General features: G+C 59.0%; 13 protein-coding genes. 7 read left to right on the top strand and 6 right to left on the bottom strand.

Going from position 1 to position 20,545, the window contains the following annotated elements:
• The first annotated feature begins 68 nt into the window (after positions 1 to 68).
• From FIV03_RS11320 to FIV03_RS11305, 4 genes are read left to right on the top strand one after another with little or no spacing between them, the layout of a single operon-like run.
• A complete protein-coding gene (locus FIV03_RS11320) occupies positions 69 to 527 on the top strand; it encodes a hypothetical protein (RefSeq protein WP_209009942.1) in 459 nt (152 codons plus the stop codon).
• Positions 528 to 536: 9 nt separating this feature from the next.
• Positions 537 to 1,217 (top strand): ATP-binding cassette domain-containing protein, encoded by a 681-nt coding sequence (locus FIV03_RS11315; protein WP_152509609.1) that lies wholly within the window; start codon positions 537 to 539, stop codon positions 1,215 to 1,217.
• Positions 1,210 to 2,532, top strand: a complete 1,323-nt coding sequence (locus FIV03_RS11310; RefSeq protein ID WP_152509608.1) for an FtsX-like permease family protein — start codon at positions 1,210 to 1,212, stop codon at positions 2,530 to 2,532. Before FIV03_RS11315 ends, FIV03_RS11310 begins: the two co-directional genes overlap by 8 nt.
• A 26-nt stretch (positions 2,533 to 2,558) precedes the next feature.
• Positions 2,559 to 3,122, top strand: coding sequence for a copper chaperone PCu(A)C (locus FIV03_RS11305; RefSeq protein WP_152509607.1), 564 nt, complete (start codon positions 2,559 to 2,561; stop codon positions 3,120 to 3,122).
• Between the two features lie 279 nt (positions 3,123 to 3,401).
• On the opposite strand, the gene ugpC is transcribed toward FIV03_RS11305, so the two are convergent.
• From ugpC to FIV03_RS11285, 4 genes are all read right to left on the bottom strand, one after another.
• Positions 3,402 to 4,493, bottom strand: a complete 1,092-nt coding sequence (ugpC, locus tag FIV03_RS11300; RefSeq protein ID WP_023001182.1) for a sn-glycerol-3-phosphate ABC transporter ATP-binding protein UgpC — start codon at positions 4,491 to 4,493, stop codon at positions 3,402 to 3,404.
• Between the two features lie 33 nt (positions 4,494 to 4,526).
• The gene (locus FIV03_RS11295; RefSeq protein WP_152509606.1) at positions 4,527 to 5,675 is read right to left on the bottom strand and encodes a carbohydrate ABC transporter permease; all 1,149 of its coding nucleotides are present in this window, start codon (positions 5,673 to 5,675) and stop codon (positions 4,527 to 4,529) included.
• Positions 5,675 to 6,916 carry a sugar ABC transporter permease gene (locus tag FIV03_RS11290; protein ID WP_055656417.1) on the bottom strand — a complete coding sequence of 414 codons (1,242 nt, stop codon included), beginning with the start codon at positions 6,914 to 6,916 and terminating at the stop codon, positions 5,675 to 5,677. The genes FIV03_RS11295 and FIV03_RS11290 overlap by 1 nt, the downstream gene beginning before the upstream one ends.
• Positions 6,917 to 7,060: 144 nt before the next feature.
• Positions 7,061 to 8,428, bottom strand: a complete 1,368-nt coding sequence (locus FIV03_RS11285; RefSeq protein ID WP_023001179.1) for an ABC transporter substrate-binding protein — start codon at positions 8,426 to 8,428, stop codon at positions 7,061 to 7,063.
• A gap of 249 nt (positions 8,429 to 8,677) precedes the next feature.
• Between FIV03_RS11285 and FIV03_RS11280 the strand changes: the two genes are divergently transcribed.
• Positions 8,678 to 9,721 (top strand): substrate-binding domain-containing protein, encoded by a 1,044-nt coding sequence (locus FIV03_RS11280; RefSeq protein WP_152509605.1) that lies wholly within the window; start codon positions 8,678 to 8,680, stop codon positions 9,719 to 9,721.
• Here FIV03_RS11280 and FIV03_RS11275 read toward each other — a convergent pair whose 3' ends face one another.
• The gene (locus tag FIV03_RS11275; protein ID WP_152509604.1) at positions 9,722 to 10,390 is read right to left on the bottom strand and encodes a GntR family transcriptional regulator; all 669 of its coding nucleotides are present in this window, start codon (positions 10,388 to 10,390) and stop codon (positions 9,722 to 9,724) included.
• 674 nt (positions 10,391 to 11,064) lie between these two features.
• Between FIV03_RS11275 and FIV03_RS11270 the strand changes: the two genes are divergently transcribed.
• Positions 11,065 to 13,104: an EAL domain-containing protein gene (locus FIV03_RS11270; protein WP_152509603.1), complete on the top strand. Its 2,040-nt coding sequence runs from the start codon at positions 11,065 to 11,067 to the stop codon at positions 13,102 to 13,104.
• A 196-nt stretch (positions 13,105 to 13,300) separates the two neighbouring features.
• Positions 13,301 to 14,791 carry a TolC family outer membrane protein gene (locus FIV03_RS11265; RefSeq protein WP_209009941.1) on the top strand — a complete coding sequence of 497 codons (1,491 nt, stop codon included), beginning with the start codon at positions 13,301 to 13,303 and terminating at the stop codon, positions 14,789 to 14,791.
• 56 nt (positions 14,792 to 14,847) lie between these two features.
• On the opposite strand, the gene FIV03_RS11260 is transcribed toward FIV03_RS11265, so the two are convergent.
• Positions 14,848 to 20,397 (bottom strand): cadherin domain-containing protein, encoded by a 5,550-nt coding sequence (locus tag FIV03_RS11260; protein ID WP_152509602.1) that lies wholly within the window; start codon positions 20,395 to 20,397, stop codon positions 14,848 to 14,850.
• Positions 20,398 to 20,545: the final 148 nt, after the last annotated feature.

The following is a 20,545-nucleotide window of genomic DNA, read 5'->3' as shown; positions in this document are numbered from 1 at the left end:
CTGAAGGCCTGCCGCCCGCCAGGCCTTTGCCTGTTTGTCATATTAGCCGGATAAGTTAGGAGCATGAATTGGCCAGAACCAGCGATGTCATGAACCGCAGACAGCTCATCGTCGGGCTCGGTCTCGCTCCGTTTGCCGGGCATCTGCTAAAGGGCACAGCAAGTGCGGCGGACGCCCCCCTCAAGTTGCGCACGCTTTACAACAAGGACCGGAGCTTTTCCGACCTCGCCCATTCACTGGAAGGCACCAGGGTGTCGGTCGGTGGCTACATGGCACCACCCCTGAAGGCCGACAGCCAGTTCTTCGTGCTCACCAAGATTCCGATGGCAGTTTGCCCGTTCTGTGAAACCGAGGCGGAATGGCCGCGGGACATTCTCGCCATCTACACCAAGCGCATTGTCGATGTGGTCGCCTTCAACAGCAAGATCGTGACACGCGGCGTTCTGGAGCTGGGAACCTTCAAGGATCCAGAGACCGGGTTCGTCAGCCGGGCAAGACTGGTCGATGCTGTCTATGAACGCAGCTGACAACTTCTCATGAATCTTGCTCTTCAAGTCGACGATCTCCGCGTCAGGGCACCGGGTGGCCGGGTGTTGCTGTCTTGCGATCACTTTGAAGCAACACCAGGCGCAACCATCGGCCTGCGTGGCCCGTCAGGAGCCGGGAAATCGACCTTTCTCTACGCGCTCGCCGGACTGCACCCGGCCATGACAGGTCATATCCGCTGGGGTGCAACCGATCTGGTGCAGCTGAACGACGCCGCCCGCGCCGCGTTCCGCCGCAGCCATGTCGGGCTGATTTTCCAGGACTTCCTGCTGTTCGAGGAACTGAGCGCCCTTGGCAACGCCTCCCTTGCAACGGCGTTCAACCCGGCAGAAAAGCGCCGGTCGATCACCGACACCGCACGGGATTTTCTCAAGAGCCTCAAGGTGCCGGCAGAAGCGCGGACCGTAGACAGTTTTTCCGGCGGCGAGCGCCAACGCACTGCGATCGCCCGCGCGCTGGCCCACGACCCCGCGATCATTCTCGCGGACGAACCGACGGCAAGCCTCGACCGCAAGACAGCCGATGCCCTGATCGAAGACCTGATCAGCCTGACCCGCGCGCAGAACAAGACCCTGATCGCCGTCAGCCACGACCAACATCTGCTGGACCGGATGGATAGGGTCATTGAAGTGACGGACGGCCACCTGCAGACGGAGGCCGCCGGTGCCTGACTTTGTCGCAGACCGCTGGCAGGACCTTTCGCCACTTGCCCAGGACACGCTGTGGCTCGTGCTGCTTCTGTTGCCTGCCGTGATAACCGGCCTGATCGTGATCTGGGGCTTCCGGCCTCAGGCGCTGGTCGGAGCACTGCTCTGGCGCTTCCGCTGGACCAATCTGACCTTTGTTGCCCTGATCGCCATTTCCATCGGCATCGGCGTTGGCCTGATAGCCCAGGAACGCGGCCTCAAAAAGGGAACGGCACGGGCAGCGGAAAAGTTCGATCTGATCGTCGCAGCCCCCGGCAGCGAAATCACCATGATGTTTGCCGCCGTCTATCTAAACCCAAGCGACGTGCCGCTTCTGGGAGGCGAGATCTACAACGAGATTGCCACCCATGACGACGTCGACCTTGCCGCCCCGATTGCCTTCGGCGACAGCTACCTGTCGTCACCCGTTGTCGGCACTACGCCGCAGTTCGTCACGCATCTGGCAGGGAACCTCGCCGAAGGCAGGCTCTTTGCCGGCAGCGGGGAAGCGGTTGCCGGCTCGCGGGTCGACCTGAAGCTTGGCGAGACATTCGAACCCGCGCACGGGATTGGTGACAGCGCGGAAGAAGATGCCCACGCCGGCCACGCGCTCACCATCGTCGGCAGGATGCCGCCCACCGGCAGCCCGTGGGACAAGGCCATTCTCGTTCCGGTGGAAAGCGTCTGGGAAGTGCACGGGCTGACCAATGGCCATGGCCCGGAACGACAGACACAGATCGGCCCGCCGTTTGACGCCGATTATTTCCCGGGAACACCGGCGATACTCGTTCATGCCAATGAACTCTGGGCGAATTACGCCCTGCGGTCCGAGTTCACCCGCGACGACACCATGGCGTTCTTCCCAGGCGCGGTGCTTGCGCAACTTCATGCACTCATGGGGGACATCCGCCAGATCATGTCGGTGATGGCGGTGCTGACCCAGGTGCTTGTGACCGCTGGCGTCCTGACGGGGCTGATAGCCCTTGCCCGGCTGTTCGCCAGGCGTCTGGCACTCCTGCGGGCTCTCGGGGCACCGGGACGCTTCGTCTTTGCCGTGGTCTGGTCTTATGCCGCCACCCTGATTGTCCTGGGCTCGGCTGCCGGGCTGGGCGTCGGCTGGATCGCGGTCGATGTCATCTCCTCAATTGTCACCTCCCGAACGGACATTCTGGTGACGGCAACGCTCGACTGGCCGGAGTTTCACCTCATTGCCGGTTTCGTCAGTCTGACGGTGCTGCTCGCGCTTCTGCCGGCCTTCATGGCAATGTCACGTAATATCATTACTGATTTGCGCGCCTGACCTGAAGCCTGAAGGATCTTCCCGATATGCGCGCCCTTGCCGTCCTGTTGCCGCTGCTGTTCTGCCTGCCCTACTCTGCCTTGGCGTCCGGTACACATACTACCTCCGAAACAGGGCATGGCGATGCAGAAGCACACGAAACGCATTACGAAGCCGAACTTCATCACGATGAGGATGAAGACAGCCACGAAGGCACGTCTGAAGGCGTGCGTGCTGTCCATGCCTGGATCCGCGAGACTTCGGGCAACTCCGCGCTGCTTTTCGTCAACATCGAGAACACCTCCGGACGACAGGTAAAGCTGGTTGGCGGTCACACCGACATCGCCTCGAAGGCCGAACTGGTCGGCTTTGCCCTGAAGGACGGTGAATCCGGCTACGATCCCCTGCCGCCCGTTCCGATCCAGCCGGGCAAGGCCCTCGTTCTTGCTCCCAACGCCCTGGCCCTGCGCCTCGGCGGCCTTACCCGCCCTTTCCGGGAAGGAGAGGAATTCGAAATCGAGATCGAATTCGATTTCGGCCATATCGAGATGCAGGCCCAGGTCGAATCCATCAATGCAACCCGGCACAGCCATGCAGGGCATCAGCACTAGACTTGCCGGGATTAGAGGCAAGGATTAAGTGGGGTTGGTATCCCAAGCTTCAGTCGAAGAATACCCCCACCCCTAACCCTCCCCACAAGGGGGAGGGGGATCAGTCCGTGCAGATTGAAAAGATCTCACTTGTCTGCCCGAATACCTGAAAAGGGATAGCGGGTTTCAGCGCACCTACATAGTGGCGCGGTAAAGCATTAGTCCCCCTCCCCCTTGTGGGGAGGGGTTAGGGGTGGGGGTCAACAGCGTTACCAAAAACACCCAATCCTGCCGGGAATATCACCTGTAAAGGAATGACCGCCCTTCGCCATCGAACAGATGCAGCTTTTCCGGCGGGGCCGTCAGGCGCAGTTCCGTGCCCTTTTCGACCTTGTAGATACCCGGGATCTTGGCAATGAAAGCATCGTGGCCTTCTCTCGGCGCAAAATAGAGCACTGTTGTCTCGCCGAGGGCTTCCACGATTTCGACATTCGCCGCGACCAGATAATCGTCACCTTCGGTAACGCTGAGATCTTCCGGGCGCACGCCCAGCTTGACGCGCGCACCCTTGTCGCTGTCGAGCGAGGCAATCGGTACATCCGCGTGACCGCCATCGGACATCTGGACAGATGTCATCTGGCCGGTCGCCGTCACCTTGGCATCGACGAGGTTCATTGCCGGAGAGCCGATGAACTGGGCAACGAACGTGTTTGCGGGACGCTCGTAAAGGTCCAGCGGCGCACCGAATTGTTCCACGTCTCCACCATGCAGCACGACAATCCGGGTCGCGAGGGTCATCGCTTCCACCTGGTCGTGAGTGACGTAGATCATGGTGCTTTCCGGCATGCTCTCCTTCAGCTGTGCGATCTCGATCCGGGTGGCAACACGCAAGGCGGCATCAAGGTTCGACAGCGGTTCGTCGAACAGGAATACCTTGGGATCCCGCACGATCGAACGGCCGATGGCAACACGCTGGCGTTGACCGCCGGAGAGTGCTTTCGGCAGGCGGTCGAGATAGGCAGTTAGCTGCAGCCTGTCCGCAGCCGCCCGCACGGCCTTGTCGATTTCGTCGCGCGACTTGCCTGCCAGCTTCAGGGCGAAGGCCATGTTGTCGTAGACCGTCATGTGCGGATAAAGCGCATAGGACTGGAACACCATGGCAATGCCGCGCTGTGCCGGCGGCACGTCGTTGACGACCACACCGTCGATCTCCAGTGTTCCGCCGGTGATCTTTTCAAGTCCTGCGATCATCCGCAGCAATGTCGACTTTCCGCACCCGGACGGACCGACGAAAACGATCAGCTCACCTGCGTTGATCTCCATGTTGATGTTGCGCAGAACTTCGACCGATCCATAGGACTTGCTGACATTCTTCAAGGACAACGATGTCATGCCGGCTGCTCCCGATTGTTGATTTTGTTCATGTTATTTCACCGACCCGGCCAACAGGCCGCGCACGAGATAGCGCTGCATCGCGAAGAACACGAAGAGCGGCACGGCAATGGACACAAAGGCCGCCGTCGCGAGAATTTCCCAGTTGCCGCCGCGCGTTCCCAGGAGTTCGACGATCTGGTTGGTCATCACCGTGGTCGAGCCTGTGGCATCGATCAGGAACACCTTGGCCACCAGCAGATCGTTCCAGGTCCACAGGAACTGGAAGATGGCGAAGGACGCCAGGGCGGGAAAGCTGAGCGGCAGGATGATGCGGGTGAAGATCTGGAAATCCGTCGCCCCGTCCACCTTGGCATTCTCGATGATGTCCCGCGGCAATCCGACCATGTAGTTCCTGAGCAGATAGACCGCGAGCGGCATGCCGAAGGCCGTATGGGCCAGCCAGACCCCCATGTATCCCTTGCCGATACCGACGGCGAGATGAAGCCGCAGCAGCGGAATGAGCGCCAGTTGCAACGGCACGACGAGCAGCGCCACAACGGCGGCGATCAAGAGGGCGCGGCCGGGAAATTCCATCCAGGCAAGCGCATAGGCTGCGAACGCCGCAATGACGATCGGGATGATCGTCGCCGGAATGGTGACCGTCAGCGTGTTGAAGAACGCCTTGCCCATGTTGTCCTGTCCGGTGCCGGAAAAGAGGATGGTCTGGTAGTTTTCCAGCGTGAATTCCGGCGGCACGGTCGCGGTCACGAAAACACGCTGGCCACGGCCGGAGATCTGCTTGTCATTGCCCTTCCAGACATAGGACCCGTCGGCCTGGAGCGTCAGGCTTTCGCCATCGCCCATATCCGCCGTTTCGCCCGACTGGTAAGCAGACACGTCTCTGGATGAGACGCCCCACGAGCGGATCTCGCGCGGCTCGCCTTCGAAGATGTTGCCCGACACGGTGAAAAGGTCTCCGTCGGCAACACGGGTCTCGTCCGGATCCGAAGTCCGGTAGACCTCGTTCTGCTTCGCCGGAAACAGCGCCGCCCACCAGCCGGAACTGGAGATCTGGTCCGCGGTCCGGAAGGACGAGACGAACAGCCCGACGGTCGGGAACAGCCACAACAGAACGAGTGCTGCGACGGAGATCTGAACGGCCCAGGTCAGGCCGGATTTTTTCCCAGCAATACTGGCCATCACTTCATCTCCTTCCGGGCGTTGTAAACGTTCCAGACGAGGATCGGCGTGACGAGCAGCATGATGATGATGGCACTCGCCGACCCCACTCCCCAATCGTTGGCACGGAAAAGCTTGTCGTACATGTAGTTGGCCAGAACCTGGGTCTCCCACTGGCCGTTGGTCATCGCGAAGACGATGTCGAACACCTTGAGCACGGTGAGCGTGATCGTCGTCCAGACCACCACGATGGTCCCCATGATCTGCGGCACCTTGATCTTGAAGAAGATCTGGAACGGATTGGCACCGTCAACGATCGCAGCTTCCACGGTTTCCTCCGGAATGCCGCGCAGGGCCGCGGACAGGATCACCATGGCAAAGCCGGTCTGAATCCAGATCAGCACCACCATCAGGAAGAAGTTGTTCCACAGCGGCAAGGTCAGCCAGGTCTGCGGTTCGCCGTAGGGCACTTCGGCAATCCAGACACCGAGCGCGGAATTCAGCGAAATCCAGATCAGCCAGATCCCGCCAACGGCGACCAGAAGACGCAGGGGCAGAAGCCAGATCGACTTGTCCTCCCCCCGGGCGACAATGCCGCGCACGAAGGTCCAGGCCACATAGGCAACAACAACAGCGAACGCCAGCAGGAGAAGGGTCGGCAGAAGCTGCAGAAAGACAACGGAGCCGATGCCACCGTCAAACTTCAGCCAGATCGCGTTCAGAACGCCGATCTGGTTCTGATCGGCGGCGCGCGTATCGTAGATCAGCTTGAAGATGACCGATGCGCCAACGAAAGAGATTGCCATCGGCATGAAGATCAGCGACTTGGCGAAGTTGCCCCATCTGATCCGGTCCGTGAGCTGGGCGACCAGCAGCCCGAAAGCCGTCGAGGCAGCCGGCACGACAATCAGCCACAGCATGTTGTTGCGCACCGCTTCCCAGAACTTCGCCTCGTTCATCATCTGGCGATAGTTGGCAAGGCCGACAAAGGCCCCTCCCTGGGAGCGGTCTGTCAGCGACAGCCGCAAGGTCTCGAAGACCGGATAGGCAAGATAGAGCGTCAACGCGAACAAGGCCGGGAACAGGAACAGCCAGGGCCGGATCATGTTCGCCCGGTTGATGTTCTTTCCTGCATTGGGGCCGCGCGCCGGAAACAGGACCTTGTCGAGAAAGACATTCGAAAAGAAGAAATAGGCAAGGCAGGCTCCAACGCCGACGACGATGGTAAAGAGCCCTAACAGTGCCGGATTGTCCGATAGCATGGCCGTTCCCTCCCATTATTGATTATGGGGAGGCACCCGGAAGACCGGGGGCTTCCTGCGTTTAGGAACTTTGTTTCTTGGACGTTTTCGCCGATCCGTCAGAAGAACGGCCAGCCTCCCTGGGGAGACCGGCCGCCTGAAGGATTATTTGAGGGCGTCCCAGCTTTTCTGGATTTCCTCGGCGACGGCTTTTGCGTCCTTGCCGCCGGTATAGTCGACCATTCCGGTCCAGAACGTGCCCGCGCCAACGGCACCCGGCATCAGATCGGAGCCATCGAAACGGAAGGTGCTGGCATTGACCAGGATCTCGCCCTGACCGCGCAGCGTGTCGTCCTTGTAGGCTGCCGGGTTGGCACCCTTGTGAGGCGTGAGGAAGCCGGTCTGGGCCATCATCACTTCATGCGAGAGCGGCAGTTCGAAGAACTTCATCAGTTCGTTGGTCGCGTCGGACGGATTGGTGATCGCCATCAGCGTGCCACCACCGAGAACCGGGCTGCCGAGATCCTTTTCCGCGTAGGCCGGAAAGTAGAAGAAGTCGACATCGGTACCGAACTCGACGCCGTCCGGGAAGAAGGCCGGCACGAAGGATGCCTGGCGGTGCAGGTAGCACTGCGGCGGCGAGGAGAAGAGACCCTTCGGGCTGTCACGGAAATCGGTGGAAGCAACGGCTCCCGCACCGCCCGCGACCTTGGCATCGTCGCGTGCGAACCAGCCGAATTCCTCGATCGCGGCAACGACACGCTCGTCGTCAAAGGGGATCTCGTTGGTGGTCCACTGGTCGTAGACGTCAGCCGGCTGCGTGCGCAGCATCAGATCCTCGACCCAGTCGGTTGCCGGCCAGCCCGTGGCAGCACCTGAACCCAGACCGATACACCAGGGTGTTTCACCATCGGCAACGATCTGCTCAGTCAGCGCCTTCAGCTCTTCCATGGTCGTCGGCACTTCATAGCCGGCGTCCTCGAAGTTTTCCGGCACGTACCAGACAAGGCTCTTGACGTTGACGTTGTAGAAGAAGCCGAACAGCTGATCCTGGCCGTCGGCATCCTTGTAGGTACCGAGGTTCACCCAGCTTTCACCGGCGCCGTAGTTGTTGGCGACCCAGTCGGCCATGCCTTCCGGAAGCGGCTTCAACAGGCCGCGCGCAGCCATGTCGGCGGCAAGGCCCGGTTGCGGGAAGACGGCGATATTCGGGGCAGCGCCGGCTTCTGCATCAATCACGATCTGCTGTTCGAAGGAATCCGAACCGGTGTAGATGACTTCAGCGCCGGTAGCTTCGGTGAAATAGGCAAGCACGTTCCGGAAATAACCGTCTTCCGGCTGCAGCCACGGGCCGGCGATCGTCACGGTCTGCCCCTTCAGGTCAGGCGCGCTCTCAGCCCATGCGTTGTAGCTGTCCCAGTTGAACGGGCCTTCGCCCGGAGCGAATTTCAGGTCGGCCGCGGATGCAGAGCCCGCGCCAAGCCCAATGGCAAGCGCCAGACCTGCCGTGCAGGCTTTCAAACGTAGTTTCATATCTGTCCTCCCAGATTGTCCCTATGCTGGAACACTCCACCCAAGGTGGCATACCTCGCCACCTTGCAGCAATACCTACCCGTTTTTCCGGGTCGGCAATTCCACCAGAACCCTTTATCCAAACCGCTTTGGATTTGGCCCTAACCATGTCTTCAGGCTTCGGCCTTGTCAAGCGCGCAACTCGCGAATTAATGTTGCATTTCAATAACAGCCTGTTGGGAGGGCGCTTTCAAAGCGTTTTGGGCCAGAATGAGCAATGGCGTAAACCTGAAAGAACTGTCGCAACGGCTGAACCTGTCTCAGACCACGGTAAGCCGCGCACTGAACGGCTATCCGGAAGTCAGCGAAGAAACGCGCAAACGCGTGACCGAGATGGCCGACAAGCTCGGCTACGCGCCCAACAGCCAGGCGCGGCGGCTTGCAACCGGCCGCGCAATGGCCATCGGCCATGTCATACCGCGCTCAATTCACGAGATGATGAACCCGATCTTTCTGGAGTTCATAGCCGGCGCCGGGGAGACCTATTCGCGCCACGGCTATGACATGATCATCTCCGTCGTCGACGATGCCAAGGAAGAAGACGCCTACCGGCAAATCGCCTCACGCAAGAAGGCCGACGGCGTGATCATTCACGGCCCCGCAAATGACGAACGCAGGCACAGGCTTCTGAAAGAACTCAATCTGCCCTTCGTCGTTCACGGACGCATCCCGGGTGCCGAGGAGGAAACATCCTGGATCGACATGAACAACCGGCGGGCCTTCGAGCGGGCGACGAACCTGCTGCTGGACCTCGGCCACACCCGGATCGCATTGCTGAACGGTCTGGAACATATGGACTTTGCCAACCGGCGCCGGCGCGGCTTCGAGGAAGCGCTGGCAGCACGGGGCCTGACACCGGACCCGGCCTTGATGCGCAGCGCCGACATGACCGAACCCTACGGCTGCGATAATGCGATGGAGATGCTGAAGAGCGACAATCCGCCGACCGCCTTCCTGATTTCGTCCATGATATCGGCGATCGGTGTCGCCCGCGCTGTCGGCCAGTGCGGATTGAAGACAGGCAAGGACGTGTCCATCATCACCCATGACGATGCCCTGTCTTTCCTGCCCAACAGCGGCGAAGTACCGATTTTCACCTGCACCCGCTCCTCGGTTCGCTACGCCGGGGAAAAGGCTGCCGAGCTGCTCCTGAACATGATTTCCAACCCGGCCAGCAAACCGGCGTCTCTGCATCTGGACGCGGAGCTGATCATCGGACAGTCCACCGGCCCGGCCCCCGCCGCGCCAAAATGATCAGACGTGGCTGAGCCCGCAGTCCTGCAGCAGATCCTTCATCCTGAGCATTCCGTTGAGACGGTGCAACCGCGCCGTCTCCGTGGCGCTGTCGGTATCGCCGTCCCGGATCGCCAGCACAATCTTGCGATGATCGGCAGCGTTTGAGGCCGGAGCCTTGTTCAGACGAAGCAACACGGTATTGGCCCGATAGACCTGATCGAGAAACCCCTCGATTTCCGCTTCCAGACGCAGATTGCCGCTCGCCTTGGCCATCAGCCTGTGGAACCTGTCATCGTGAACGGCCCAGGCCTCGATGTCCTGGCGTTCCAGCGCATCATCGGCGTCGTTGAGCACTTCTTCGATTTCCGCGAGCGTCTCATCGCCCGCCTTGCGGCAAGCGGTGCCTGCGGCGAGGGCTTCAAGCGCCGAAAGGATCTGGTAGATCTCGCAGATGTCCTGCAGCGAAATCGGCAGAACCTTTGCTCCACGGCGGGGCACGAGGTCCACCAGACCGTCAGCCTCCAGGCGGATAAGCGCTTCGCGAACCGGCGTCCGACTCATGCCCAGCCGTGTCGCTATATCCGGTTCCGGCGCCTGAAATCCGGGCGGCAATTGCCCGTTCAGGATCTCGGTTTTCAAGCGTTCATAAGCGTTGTCGACGCGAGTGGATCTGGCTTTCGTTGGCATTGCGGGATGCACCCGTTCTCCTGACGTGTCTTAAACAGTTTGCATTGTCCCGCACCTCTCGCTCGAGGCCGGAGCGGCATTTCTGATCGCTGAAGGCATTGCCCTCCGGCGCGGCCGCCCTGTTTTGGAAGCAAATCAATGCCGTATTGCTAATTATATCGATAGAATTTTATCCATCCCCATGCCCTCAGGGCACCCGGGCAGAGTCGCGACCTTCCGGAACCGCTCATTTGCTGGATTTTGCACGAATTTCGGGCTTTCTTGAGGCTGAAAAAATATTGTCAAAAATTACGGTGACTTAAGGACATGCCCCAGTTACCGAAGCGTCAAGTCAACCCTACTGAACGCGCCTCTGCCTGAAAATGCCGTGCTTTTGGCAGCAGATGTTTACGATTTTGCCTGGCTCGGACAAAGGGCGGATGTCGCAGCATTCTTCAGAAGCAGTTCTTCCGCTCCAATTGCATGCAGGCGAACCGGCAGCGGCACCCACGCGCCCCAGAGCGCTCGTAAAACAGGTCAAAACTGACAATAAAAGCCACTAGCAGACCAGATACTTCATGCGCAATTACAACAATACCAGATTAAACAAAGAGCAATACTTGGAATACTCTGAAAAAACACAGTTTGTTATGCTTTTTAAGCTTTCATGAAATCAACCGTCGGTGGGAGCTTTTATGGAACGCGTCGCAACAGTTTTGTCTTTTGAGCATGATCATGCTCTTTTGACACTTGCGATCGCAACGTGTCTCTTCGGATGCGCCTTTTCCTTCCTGCTCCTTGCGAAGGTTGACCGCGATGCAAGCCCTGCGCGGGTTATCTGGCTCATCTGGTCTGCACTCGTCGGCGCCTCTGCAATCTGGGCGGCCCAGATCATCGCCTTTTCTTCGGTAAAGCTTCCCGCGGAATCGGGGTACCGGCTTCAAACGGCTCTGCTTGCCCTGCTCGTCGTCTTTGCCGGCCTCCTTTCAGGTTATGCGCTTGCTGTGCGGCGAAACATCCGGCTCGCACCGGAACTTGGCGGCATCCTCTTTGGCCTTGCCATTGCAGGAATGGGTCTGACGCTGACGACAGCAAGGGAGATCGCCGGTTTACCTGATGCAGGCAAAGCCTTCGGACTTTGGACATTTCTGTTCGGAACGTGCCTCGGGGCAATCGCAATGAGTTTCGTTCCGCAGCTGCAGTCCAGACGCGCATTTGTAAGTGCAACGCTGTTCCTTTTCCTGTCCGCAGTTTCGATACACATGCCGGTGCATTCCCCGACCACGCCCCTTCGCGAAGTCAGTTTCCCGCGCGAAATCATGCTCATGTCCGAAAGGCACATGATGGTGATGTCGCTGGTCATCTTCGGTCTATGCACCCTTGTGGCTGCAACTGGCGCGCTGCTCGACAGGTACAGGAAAAACGCGGCCAGGCGAGCCTATAAACACCTGTCGCTGCAGGATTCTCTGACACGACTTCCAAACCGGCATTTTGTGCAGAAGGCCGCGGCAGACCTCCTGGAAAAGGCCGAACTGGAGGGCAAGACATGCGCCGTCGTGCTGATCAGCCTGGACCAGTTCAAGGCGATCAACGACCTTCACGGCTACGAAGTTGGCGACACTGTCCTGTGCACCCTGGCCAATACACTGAAAAACAACCTGAGCGACAGGGTCTTCATCTCCCGCTTCTACGGTGACGAATTTCTGGTCATCAATCCGTCGCTCGACACAATGGATGACGCCGTAGACTTCGCACGTCTGGTTCGCTCCCTTGCCCGAAGGCCGGTTCAGTGGAATTCCTACCGCCTGTCCATCCGCTCCAGTATTGGCTTGGCCGTGTTCCCGCGCGACGGCAAGGACCTGAACAAGCTGGTGCAAAGGGCAAACCTTGCTGCCAAGCAAGCGAAATCGATCGGCGGCAACCTGATCCAGCCCTATGTCACGGGGATGGAGGAAACCAACCGCTGGGAGGCAGGCCTTGCGGCTGACTTGCGCAATGCAACGCTCGAAAACCAGCTCAACCTGGTTTTCCAGAAACAGAACCTGACAAAGACCGGCGAGTTGATTGGCTACGAAGCGCTGGTCCGATGGCGCCACGCGGAAAAAGGACCGATTCCGCCGGAAGACTTCATTCCGATTGCCGAGCGGTCAGGCATTATCCTGGATATCGGCAACTGGGTTCTGGAAGCTGCCTGTAAGGAAGCTGCCTGCTGGGAAAACCCGGTAACTCTGTCGGTCAACGCTTCCCCGCTGCAGTTCTCCCGTTGCGATTTTGCCGGTCTCGTTTCCACCGTGCTGATGAAGACAGGCCTGCCGGCGGAACGCCTGGAAGTGGAACTCACCGAATCCACCCCGATCGAGGATCACGAACGGGTTCACGAGACGATCCTCTCACTGCGCAAGATGGGCGTGCGCGTTGCCATGGACGACTTCGGCAAGGGCTATTCCTCGCTCAACACGCTGCAAGCCTTTCCCTTCGACAAGATCAAGGTCGACAGAGCCTTCACCCAGTCGCTCGAAACCAACCCCCATGCCAGAGCGATCCTGCGCTCTGCCGTTCTGCTCGGCCATAGCTTCAAGATCCCAGTAATCGCCGAAGGTGTCGAAACGGAACGACAGCTGCAATTCCTGCAACAAGCCGGATGCCTGCAGGTGCAGGGCTTTCTATTCGGGAAACATCTACTGCCTTCACAGATCAAAAAGTTTCACCCGAGTTTAGACCGAACGGGAAGCTGACTTATCACTGAATTCAACTTAAATTATTATCAAATTAAACCTTGATATTAATATCAATATCCTAAAAGAAGCAGAACAAAGCAAAGATTACCCTAGGTAATTACTGAAAATTCTTGGCCATATTCTCTAATCTCAACTTACTTTTGATTAACTATAAAATTTTACCTTAAGGGCAGACAACGATCACGGTGCTGCAATGACGACCTTCCCTGCCCCTGCCAAACTGATGCACGGATTGAAAACCCGCCTTGCCGGTCTGCTGGCAGGTGCGTCACTGATCAGCCTGTCCTTTGCCAGCGCAACTGTATCCGCCCAGTCGCTCGAAGAAGCCATGGGGGCGGCCTATGCCATCAACCCGGGCCTCAAGGCGGAACGGTCGCGTTACGAAGCGACCAACCAGGACGTCTGGACCGCCAGGTCCGAGTTTCTGCCGACGGTTACCGGCACCTATCTGGGGGAACAGAACGCCTTCCGCAGCGAGCGCAGCGGCAACAGCGACAGATCGTTCTTCCACGAGCTGGGCATCTCCATGTCCCAGACGGTGTTTCAGGGTTTCGCGGGTGTCAATCGACTGAACCAGGCTCATGAGGAAGCGAATTCCGGTCGCAACCAGCTCGTTGGCGCCGAACAGACGCTGCTGTTCAACACAGCCGATGCCTATCTGCGCGTTGTTCGCGATCGGGCGATCCTCGCTCACCTGCGGGCCTATACCAACGTGGTGCAACGGGAAGTGAACGCCGCCCGCGCCCGTTACAAGTCGGGAGACGCAACGCGCACCGATATCGAACAGGCGCTTGCCCGTCTCGGTGAAGCACAGGGGAATTCCGACCAGGCGGTCGGCGATCTGGAAGCCTCAGAGGCTGTTTATGAGCGCCTGACAGGACAAAAGCCGGGCAAGCTTGGCTGGCCTGGCATTCCGCAGACAATCGAGCCCGCCGGCCTGGATGACGCGATCAACGTCGCGCTGCAGAACAATCCCTCCATCCGCGCCGCAACGGCAGATGCAAGGGCAGCACGTTACGCCGCACGCGCCGCAGTCGGCGACATGCTGCCGCGTGTCTCGCTGGAAAGCGAGTGGCAAACCGGCTACCAAGGCAACCTCGGCAATCAGGACGAAGAAGACTTCCGCTTTGGCGTGCGCGTCACGGCCCCTTTCTTCACCGGCGGCCGCAACATTGCTGCGGTCAAACGCGCAAACTTCACGGCAGCCCAACAGGAATACGAGCTGGACGACACCCAGCAGATCATCCGCGAGAACGTTGTCCGCGCGATGAAGCAGCGGGCTGCCTCAAGGCTGAAGGTCAAGGCGGTAAAGCGCGCAATTGAGGCCAACCAGCGCGCGGTCAAGGGACTGCAGGTGGAATTCGACAGCGGTCAGCGGTCCCTGCTCGATGTTCTGGACGGCGAGCGCGAACTATTGCTCAGCAAGGTCGACCATGTCCGGGCACGCTATGACAGCCGCATTGCCGACTTCTTCCTGCTGGCCAACATTGGCCGGCTGGCGCCGCAACATTTCGGGATCATCGAGGAACGGCCGGCACCGGTCCCGCGCCTCATGCCTGAGTTCAATACCTGGGACCTGCGCCTTGGACCGTCGGAAAACGATGTCTTCCAGTCAACCGTCGTAGAGGTCGTGACCAGCGACACCGTCTTTATCGAGGCAGAGCCAATGCCTCCGATTCAATAACCGGCAACACAAAAAGCGGGCATAACGGGCCCGCTTTTTTTTCGCATTCCTGCTGATCAGTACTGAACGCCTTCCAGATCCGTGAAGTCGATACGTCCGCCATCGGCAAACTCGATGTAGCCTCCCGAATCCTGCGAAAGGGTGATCTCGCCCGCCGCTGCATCGATGCTCTCGATGGAACCTTCCGTCATGGTGATGGACCAGTCGACACCATAGGTTCCGATATCGGTGCCATCGGCGGACTTGCTCAGATCGACGATATCGATCCAGCTCCCGCCGGCACCGCCGTAAATGCTGTCATGCCCGTCGCCGAGCATGTAGGCGAACAGATCCGACCCGTCACCACCGGAAAGAACGTCGTCGCCCGCACCACCCCGGATCACATCGTCACCAGCCCCGCCATAGATGAGGTCGTTGCCTCCCTGACCCAGCAGGATGTCATTTCCGCCAAGTCCGGAAATGCTGTCCACGAAATCGCCCCCAACAATCGTATCGGCATCACTGGTGCCGACCTCGCACAGGGGCACATCATCAAAGTCGACCACATCCAGGGTAATTGTCTCGGTATCCGACAAGCCTCCGCTGTCCGTCGCGGTAACGTCTATCGTGATGCTTTGCTCCGTTTCGTAGTCGACTGCCGCATCATCCTTCAGCTTCAGCAGATAGCTGTTGCCATCGCTCACGACTTCAAACCGGTCATCCGACACCGTGAAGGTGTGCGTGTCGCCGATATCGGGGTCCACTACCGAAAGTTCGATAAGTTCGACACCTGTCTGGTTTTCGGGAACGTGGTATTCATTGCCCGTACAGTCGTCGTCGTGGCCGTGATAGGTCTGACCGTGGACGCCGTCATCTTCATGATAGTGTCCTGTTTCCCCGTCCTGGATATGCCCCCAATGGCCATCATGATGATCGTCCCAGTGCTTGTTGCCCTGGTCCGGCCGGTAGATCGCGTTGCCGACGATCAGATCAGGCGGCGAGTTCTCAGTCACACCGGAGGTCACCGTCACCGGGAAAATCGCGCTCGACTGGGATCCGTCACTTGATGTGGCGGTGATCGTCACGTCGATGGTCTCGCCTGCACCCAGCGTTGCGCCGCTGGCGAGGGTCACCACACCGGTGTCTGCGTCGATATCAAACCGGCTGTCATCGATGGAATAGGTCACCGTATCTCCGGCGTCGGCATCTTCCGCGAATGCCGTCAGGCCGATCACCATTCCGGCAGCAGCTGTTGCCGCAACCAGGTTCTGGGCCGTATCGACATCCCTGACAGGCCCGATCGGCTCATTGTCGCCGGCAGGCCTTTCCGGCTCCACGTCGATGACGTCGATCACGATGGTTTCCGTGTCCGACAGCCCGCCGCTATCGGTAACGGTAACCTCAACGGTCACCTGGGTCTCGGCCTCATAATCGAGCGCCACACCGTCCTTCAGTTTGAGAATGTTCTCACCGTTGATCGATATGACCTCGAAGCGACTATCGGAAACCGTGAAGCTGTGCGTATCGCCGACATCGGGATCGAATACCGACAAGGTACCGATCTCCGCTCCCGGATCTTCTTCATAGACCGCGGCACGAGCAGTGGTTTCGAAGGTCGTCTGATCGAAGACGACGTCGTCGAAATCCTTGTCACCCCCGCCGGCAATGTCCTCAAAGCCGATCCTGATGCCGCTTTCCACAGTGTAGTCGTAGCCATCCGGATTGAGTGACCCGTTGCCGGAGAAAAGAACATTGGCATCGGCCCCGACCAGCCGCGTCCCGTCAGGTCCGACGGCCTGCCAGTTCCCCTGACCGTCTTTCTGGAACGCAACCTTGTCTCCGGCAAGAAGACCACTGTTCGTGTCTGCACCATCCGGGATAAGGAAATAGCCGATTTCGTTCGCTTCGACGCCTTCCAGATAGAGGGTCGCCGTATCGCCCGGCGTCAATTGGTTCTGGTTGACCCAGACGATTTCGCCGGCCATCGGATTGCCGTTGCCGTCCACGTAGAAGACACCCAGCACATTGCTGTGGCCAGCGTATTCCTCGACAAAGGTCAGCGTCACGGAAACGCCCGGTCCAAGCTCCGGATCGAAGTCGAGGTCCGGCGCCTCATTGGCATCGGCAATCGCAATCGTGAAGGTTTCAGTCGAGACTGATCCGTCAGTTGAGGTAGCCGTCACCAGAACATCGATTTCCGGTTCGGTTTCCTTGTCGAAGCTTGCTCCACTGGCGACGGTGATCACCCCCGACACCGGGTCGATCTCGAAGCGCGCATCACCGCTGAGCTGATAACTCACGCTATCACCTGCATCCGGATCGTTTGCAAAGGCAGTCAGACCCACGACGGCACCTGCAGCGGCGTTTTCAAGAACCTGGTTTGCGCTGGCATCAATGTCGGTGAGTGGACCGATGGGAGAATTGGTGTCGTCGATATCGATCACGTCGATCACCACGATCTCCGTGTCGGAAAGACCGCCCTGGTCAGTTGCCGTCACCTCAAGGGTCACCTGAGTCTCGGTTTCGTAATCGAAGGCCTGATCATCTTTCAATTTGAGCAGGTATCTGTCGCCGGAAACGACCACCTCAAACCGGTCGTCCGAAACCGTGAATGTATGCGTATCGCCCACATCCGGATCGAATACCGACAAGGGAGCAATCTCTGCGCCGTAATATTCCTCGACGACCGCAGTGCGGTTGTCGGAAACGATGGACACACTGTCGATCAGCGCACCACCCAGGTTATCGGAACCGATCTCAACGAATGTCAGCGTATTGGAGCCGTCGCCGGATCCGCCAACGATGTCATAGGCATAGGACTGCCAGCCCGTTCCCGTTGTGGCCGGGTCGATCGTGTCGATTAACTCGCCGTTCCAATACACCTCGGCGACACTTTCTCCCACGCCGCCGCGCGACTTCATGTCGAATGTCAGATGATAGACCTGACCATCAAGCTGCCCCTCTACTTGCTGAGAAGCCCAGCCATTGTTCATGGCTGCAAGGTCCAGATGATGACCGCCGTCTGTCGCGCCGTAACTATTGTGCCCAGCCTCATGTACATCGACGTTGTCGTAGGTCCAACCCTCGATCGAAGTCGGGTTTTCGTACCAGCCGGACCCGGCTGGTCCGCCGTGAACCCCGTCATGGATTTCGAAGCTGCCGTTGACGACAAACTGTTCTGAGCCGTTTTCCAGATGAACGATCAGATCCGGTGCTTCATTGTTGTCTGTCACGGCCACGGTGAAGGTCTTCGTTGAGGAAGAGCCATCCGTTGACGTTGCTGTGACAGTCATCTCGATGGACGGCTCTGTTTCCGCATCGAACGTCGCACCATCCTTTACGGTGATGACACCTGTGTCCGGATCGATCTCGAACCTGTCGTCACCAGTCAGCTGGTAGGTGACACTGTCCGCCGGATCAGGATCCTCGGCGAAGGCGGTGATCCCGGCAAATTCGCCGCCATTGGCGGTCTCTGAAATACTGTTGGCTGCCGGGTCGATGTCGCTCACCGGCCCGATATCGAACTCGTCTTCGTCTCCCACCGTGACCCGGAAGATACCGGTCGAAGTCGACCCATCCGTTGATGTGGCTATGACCTCGATATCGATATCGGGGGTTGTCTCGCGGTCAATCACCGCACCGTCGGCAACGGTAATGGCGCCCGTATCCGGGTCGATTTCGAACCGACCATCGGTGATGGAATAGGAAACCGTGTCCGTTGCATCCGGATCCTCGGCAAACGCCGTCACGCCGACAACCGTGCCACCGGCGGAGTTCTCCTGGACGAAGTTGTCGGCTCCATCAACGTCCGTCACCGGGCCGATATCGAATTCGTTCGCGTCGCCCACCGTGATCCGGAAGGTGCCGGTCGAGGTTGACCCATCTGTCGAGGTGGCAGTGACCTCGATATCGATATAGGGGGTCATCTCACGGTCAATCACCGCGCCATCGGCAACGGTAATCACACCCGTATCCGGATCGATCTCGAACCGGCTGTCTGTGATTGAGTAGGTGACCGTGTCGGTCGCATCCGGGTCTTCGGCAAACGCCGTCACGCCGACAACCGTGCCACCGACGGAGTTCTCCTCAACGAAGTTGTCGGCACCGTCCACATCCGTCACCGGGCCGATATCGAATTCGTTCGCGTCGCCCACCGTGACCCGGAAGATACCGGTCGAAGTCGATCCATCCGTTGACGTCGCCGTCACTTCAATAACGATAAAAGGTGTCGTCTCGCGGTCGATCACTGCGCCATCAGCGACGGTAATCACGCCCGTGGCCGGATCGATCTCGAACCGACCATCGGTGATGGAATAGGAAACCGTGTCGGTTGCATCAGGATCTTCAGCGAACGCCGTCACGCCGACAACGGTGCCACCGGCGGAGTTCTCCTGGACGAAGTTGTCGGAACCATCAACGTCTGTCACCAGCCCGATATCGAATTCGTTCGCGTCGCCCACCGTGACCCGGAAGGTGCCGGTCGAAGTCGAGCCGTCCGTTGAGGTGGCTGTGACCTCGATATCGATATAGGGGGTCGTCTCGCGATCAATCACCGCGCCAGCGGCAACGGTAATAACGCCCGTATCCGGGTCGATATCGAAGCGGCTGTCTGTGATCGAATAGGTGACCGTGTCGGTCGCATCCGGATCTTCGGCAAACGCCGTAACGCCGACAACCGTGCCAACGGCGGAGTTCTCCTCAACGAAGTTGTTGGCACCATCAACGTCCGTCACCGGACCGATATCGAATTCGTTCTCGTCGCCCACAGTGACCCGGAAGGTCCCGGTCGAGGTTGACCCATCCGTGGACGTCGCCGTCACTTCAATATCGATAAAAGGCGTCGTCTCGCGGTCGATCACTGCGCCATCGGCAACAGTAATAACGCCCGTATCCGGATTGATCTCGAACCGGCTATCGGTGATGGAATAGGATACCGTATCCGTCGCATCCGGATCATTCGCAAAGGCGACTACGCCGACAACGGTACCCCCTGCGGCGTTTTCCGTTACAAAATTGTCGGTGCTGTCGACGTCCTCGACAGGGCCGACCCCGGTGTTCCCACCATCGCCGCCTTCACCAGCACCTCCGCCTCCGCCGCCAGTTCCGTCACCAACCTGGGAGCCCGATGACTGAATGCCATCGCCGCCCAGATCGAATTGAGACAACGTCGGGTCAAGACCGCGCACTTCCGGAACGGCACCGTCGCCAAGGCCGCCGTCATCGTTTGGACCACCATCGGCGGTTTCCACCACTTCGGTACCGCCGTCCGGCAGTAGCGTGTCACCGGCTCCTGCTCCGCCCAGCCCCTGACCCAGATCCCCATGCGCACCCTGGCCGTCTCTGCCGCCGTCGCCGCCAAGTCCCTCGGCATCCTGGGTTGAAGCACCAGATCCTCGATTTTCGAGGGGCACAGCCTGATAAAGGTTCGCCAAGGTTGCTTCACCGGTATCTTCCGGTTCCACGGACAGGGAATAATCGTTGCCACCGGCCGGGCGGTAGGGATCGCCTGCTTGAGCCTCCATGCGTGCAGGCGACGGTTCTGATCCGCCGCTGGACTTTGCTGCCGCCTCTGCTGAAGAAGAAACGCCCGGTTTGCCTGCATTCGCTGAAGTATCGGTATCGGCCATGACTTGCGCGTGCTCCGTTAAAACCTAACATCATCACACGCAGGGTTACCTTAATAAAAACCAACTCCATTCTTCGAATTACATGTATAACTTGAGATAAATTTAGAATTTGTGGTATTTTTGGTAAACGGTTTTGAAACAATTACGC

Origin of the sequence: Labrenzia sp. THAF187b (assembly GCF_009363375.1) — a bacterium.
GTDB classification, from domain to species: Bacteria; Pseudomonadota; Alphaproteobacteria; order Rhizobiales; family Stappiaceae; genus Roseibium; species Roseibium algicola.
The sequence above is the reverse complement of the archived record's forward strand: the minus strand, read 5'-3'. Positions and strand labels throughout refer to the sequence as shown.

Coding starts and splice junctions, on each gene's coding strand:
- FIV03_RS11280 (WP_152509605.1), top strand. CDS start 8,678: ATGAGCAATGGCGTAAACCTGAAAGAACTGTCGCAACGGCTGAACCTG.
- FIV03_RS11285 (WP_023001179.1), bottom strand. CDS start 8,428: ATGAAACTACGTTTGAAAGCCTGCACGGCAGGTCTGGCGCTTGCCATT.
- FIV03_RS11270 (WP_152509603.1), top strand. CDS start 11,065: ATGGAACGCGTCGCAACAGTTTTGTCTTTTGAGCATGATCATGCTCTT.
- FIV03_RS11290 (WP_055656417.1), bottom strand. CDS start 6,916: ATGCTATCGGACAATCCGGCACTGTTAGGGCTCTTTACCATCGTCGTC.
- FIV03_RS11315 (WP_152509609.1), top strand. CDS start 537: ATGAATCTTGCTCTTCAAGTCGACGATCTCCGCGTCAGGGCACCGGGT.
- FIV03_RS11265 (WP_209009941.1), top strand. CDS start 13,301: ATGACGACCTTCCCTGCCCCTGCCAAACTGATGCACGGATTGAAAACC.
- FIV03_RS11305 (WP_152509607.1), top strand. CDS start 2,559: ATGCGCGCCCTTGCCGTCCTGTTGCCGCTGCTGTTCTGCCTGCCCTAC.
- FIV03_RS11260 (WP_152509602.1), bottom strand. CDS start 20,397: ATGGCCGATACCGATACTTCAGCGAATGCAGGCAAACCGGGCGTTTCT.
- FIV03_RS11275 (WP_152509604.1), bottom strand. CDS start 10,390: ATGCCAACGAAAGCCAGATCCACTCGCGTCGACAACGCTTATGAACGC.
- ugpC (WP_023001182.1), bottom strand. CDS start 4,493: ATGACATCGTTGTCCTTGAAGAATGTCAGCAAGTCCTATGGATCGGTC.
- FIV03_RS11295 (WP_152509606.1), bottom strand. CDS start 5,675: ATGGCCAGTATTGCTGGGAAAAAATCCGGCCTGACCTGGGCCGTTCAG.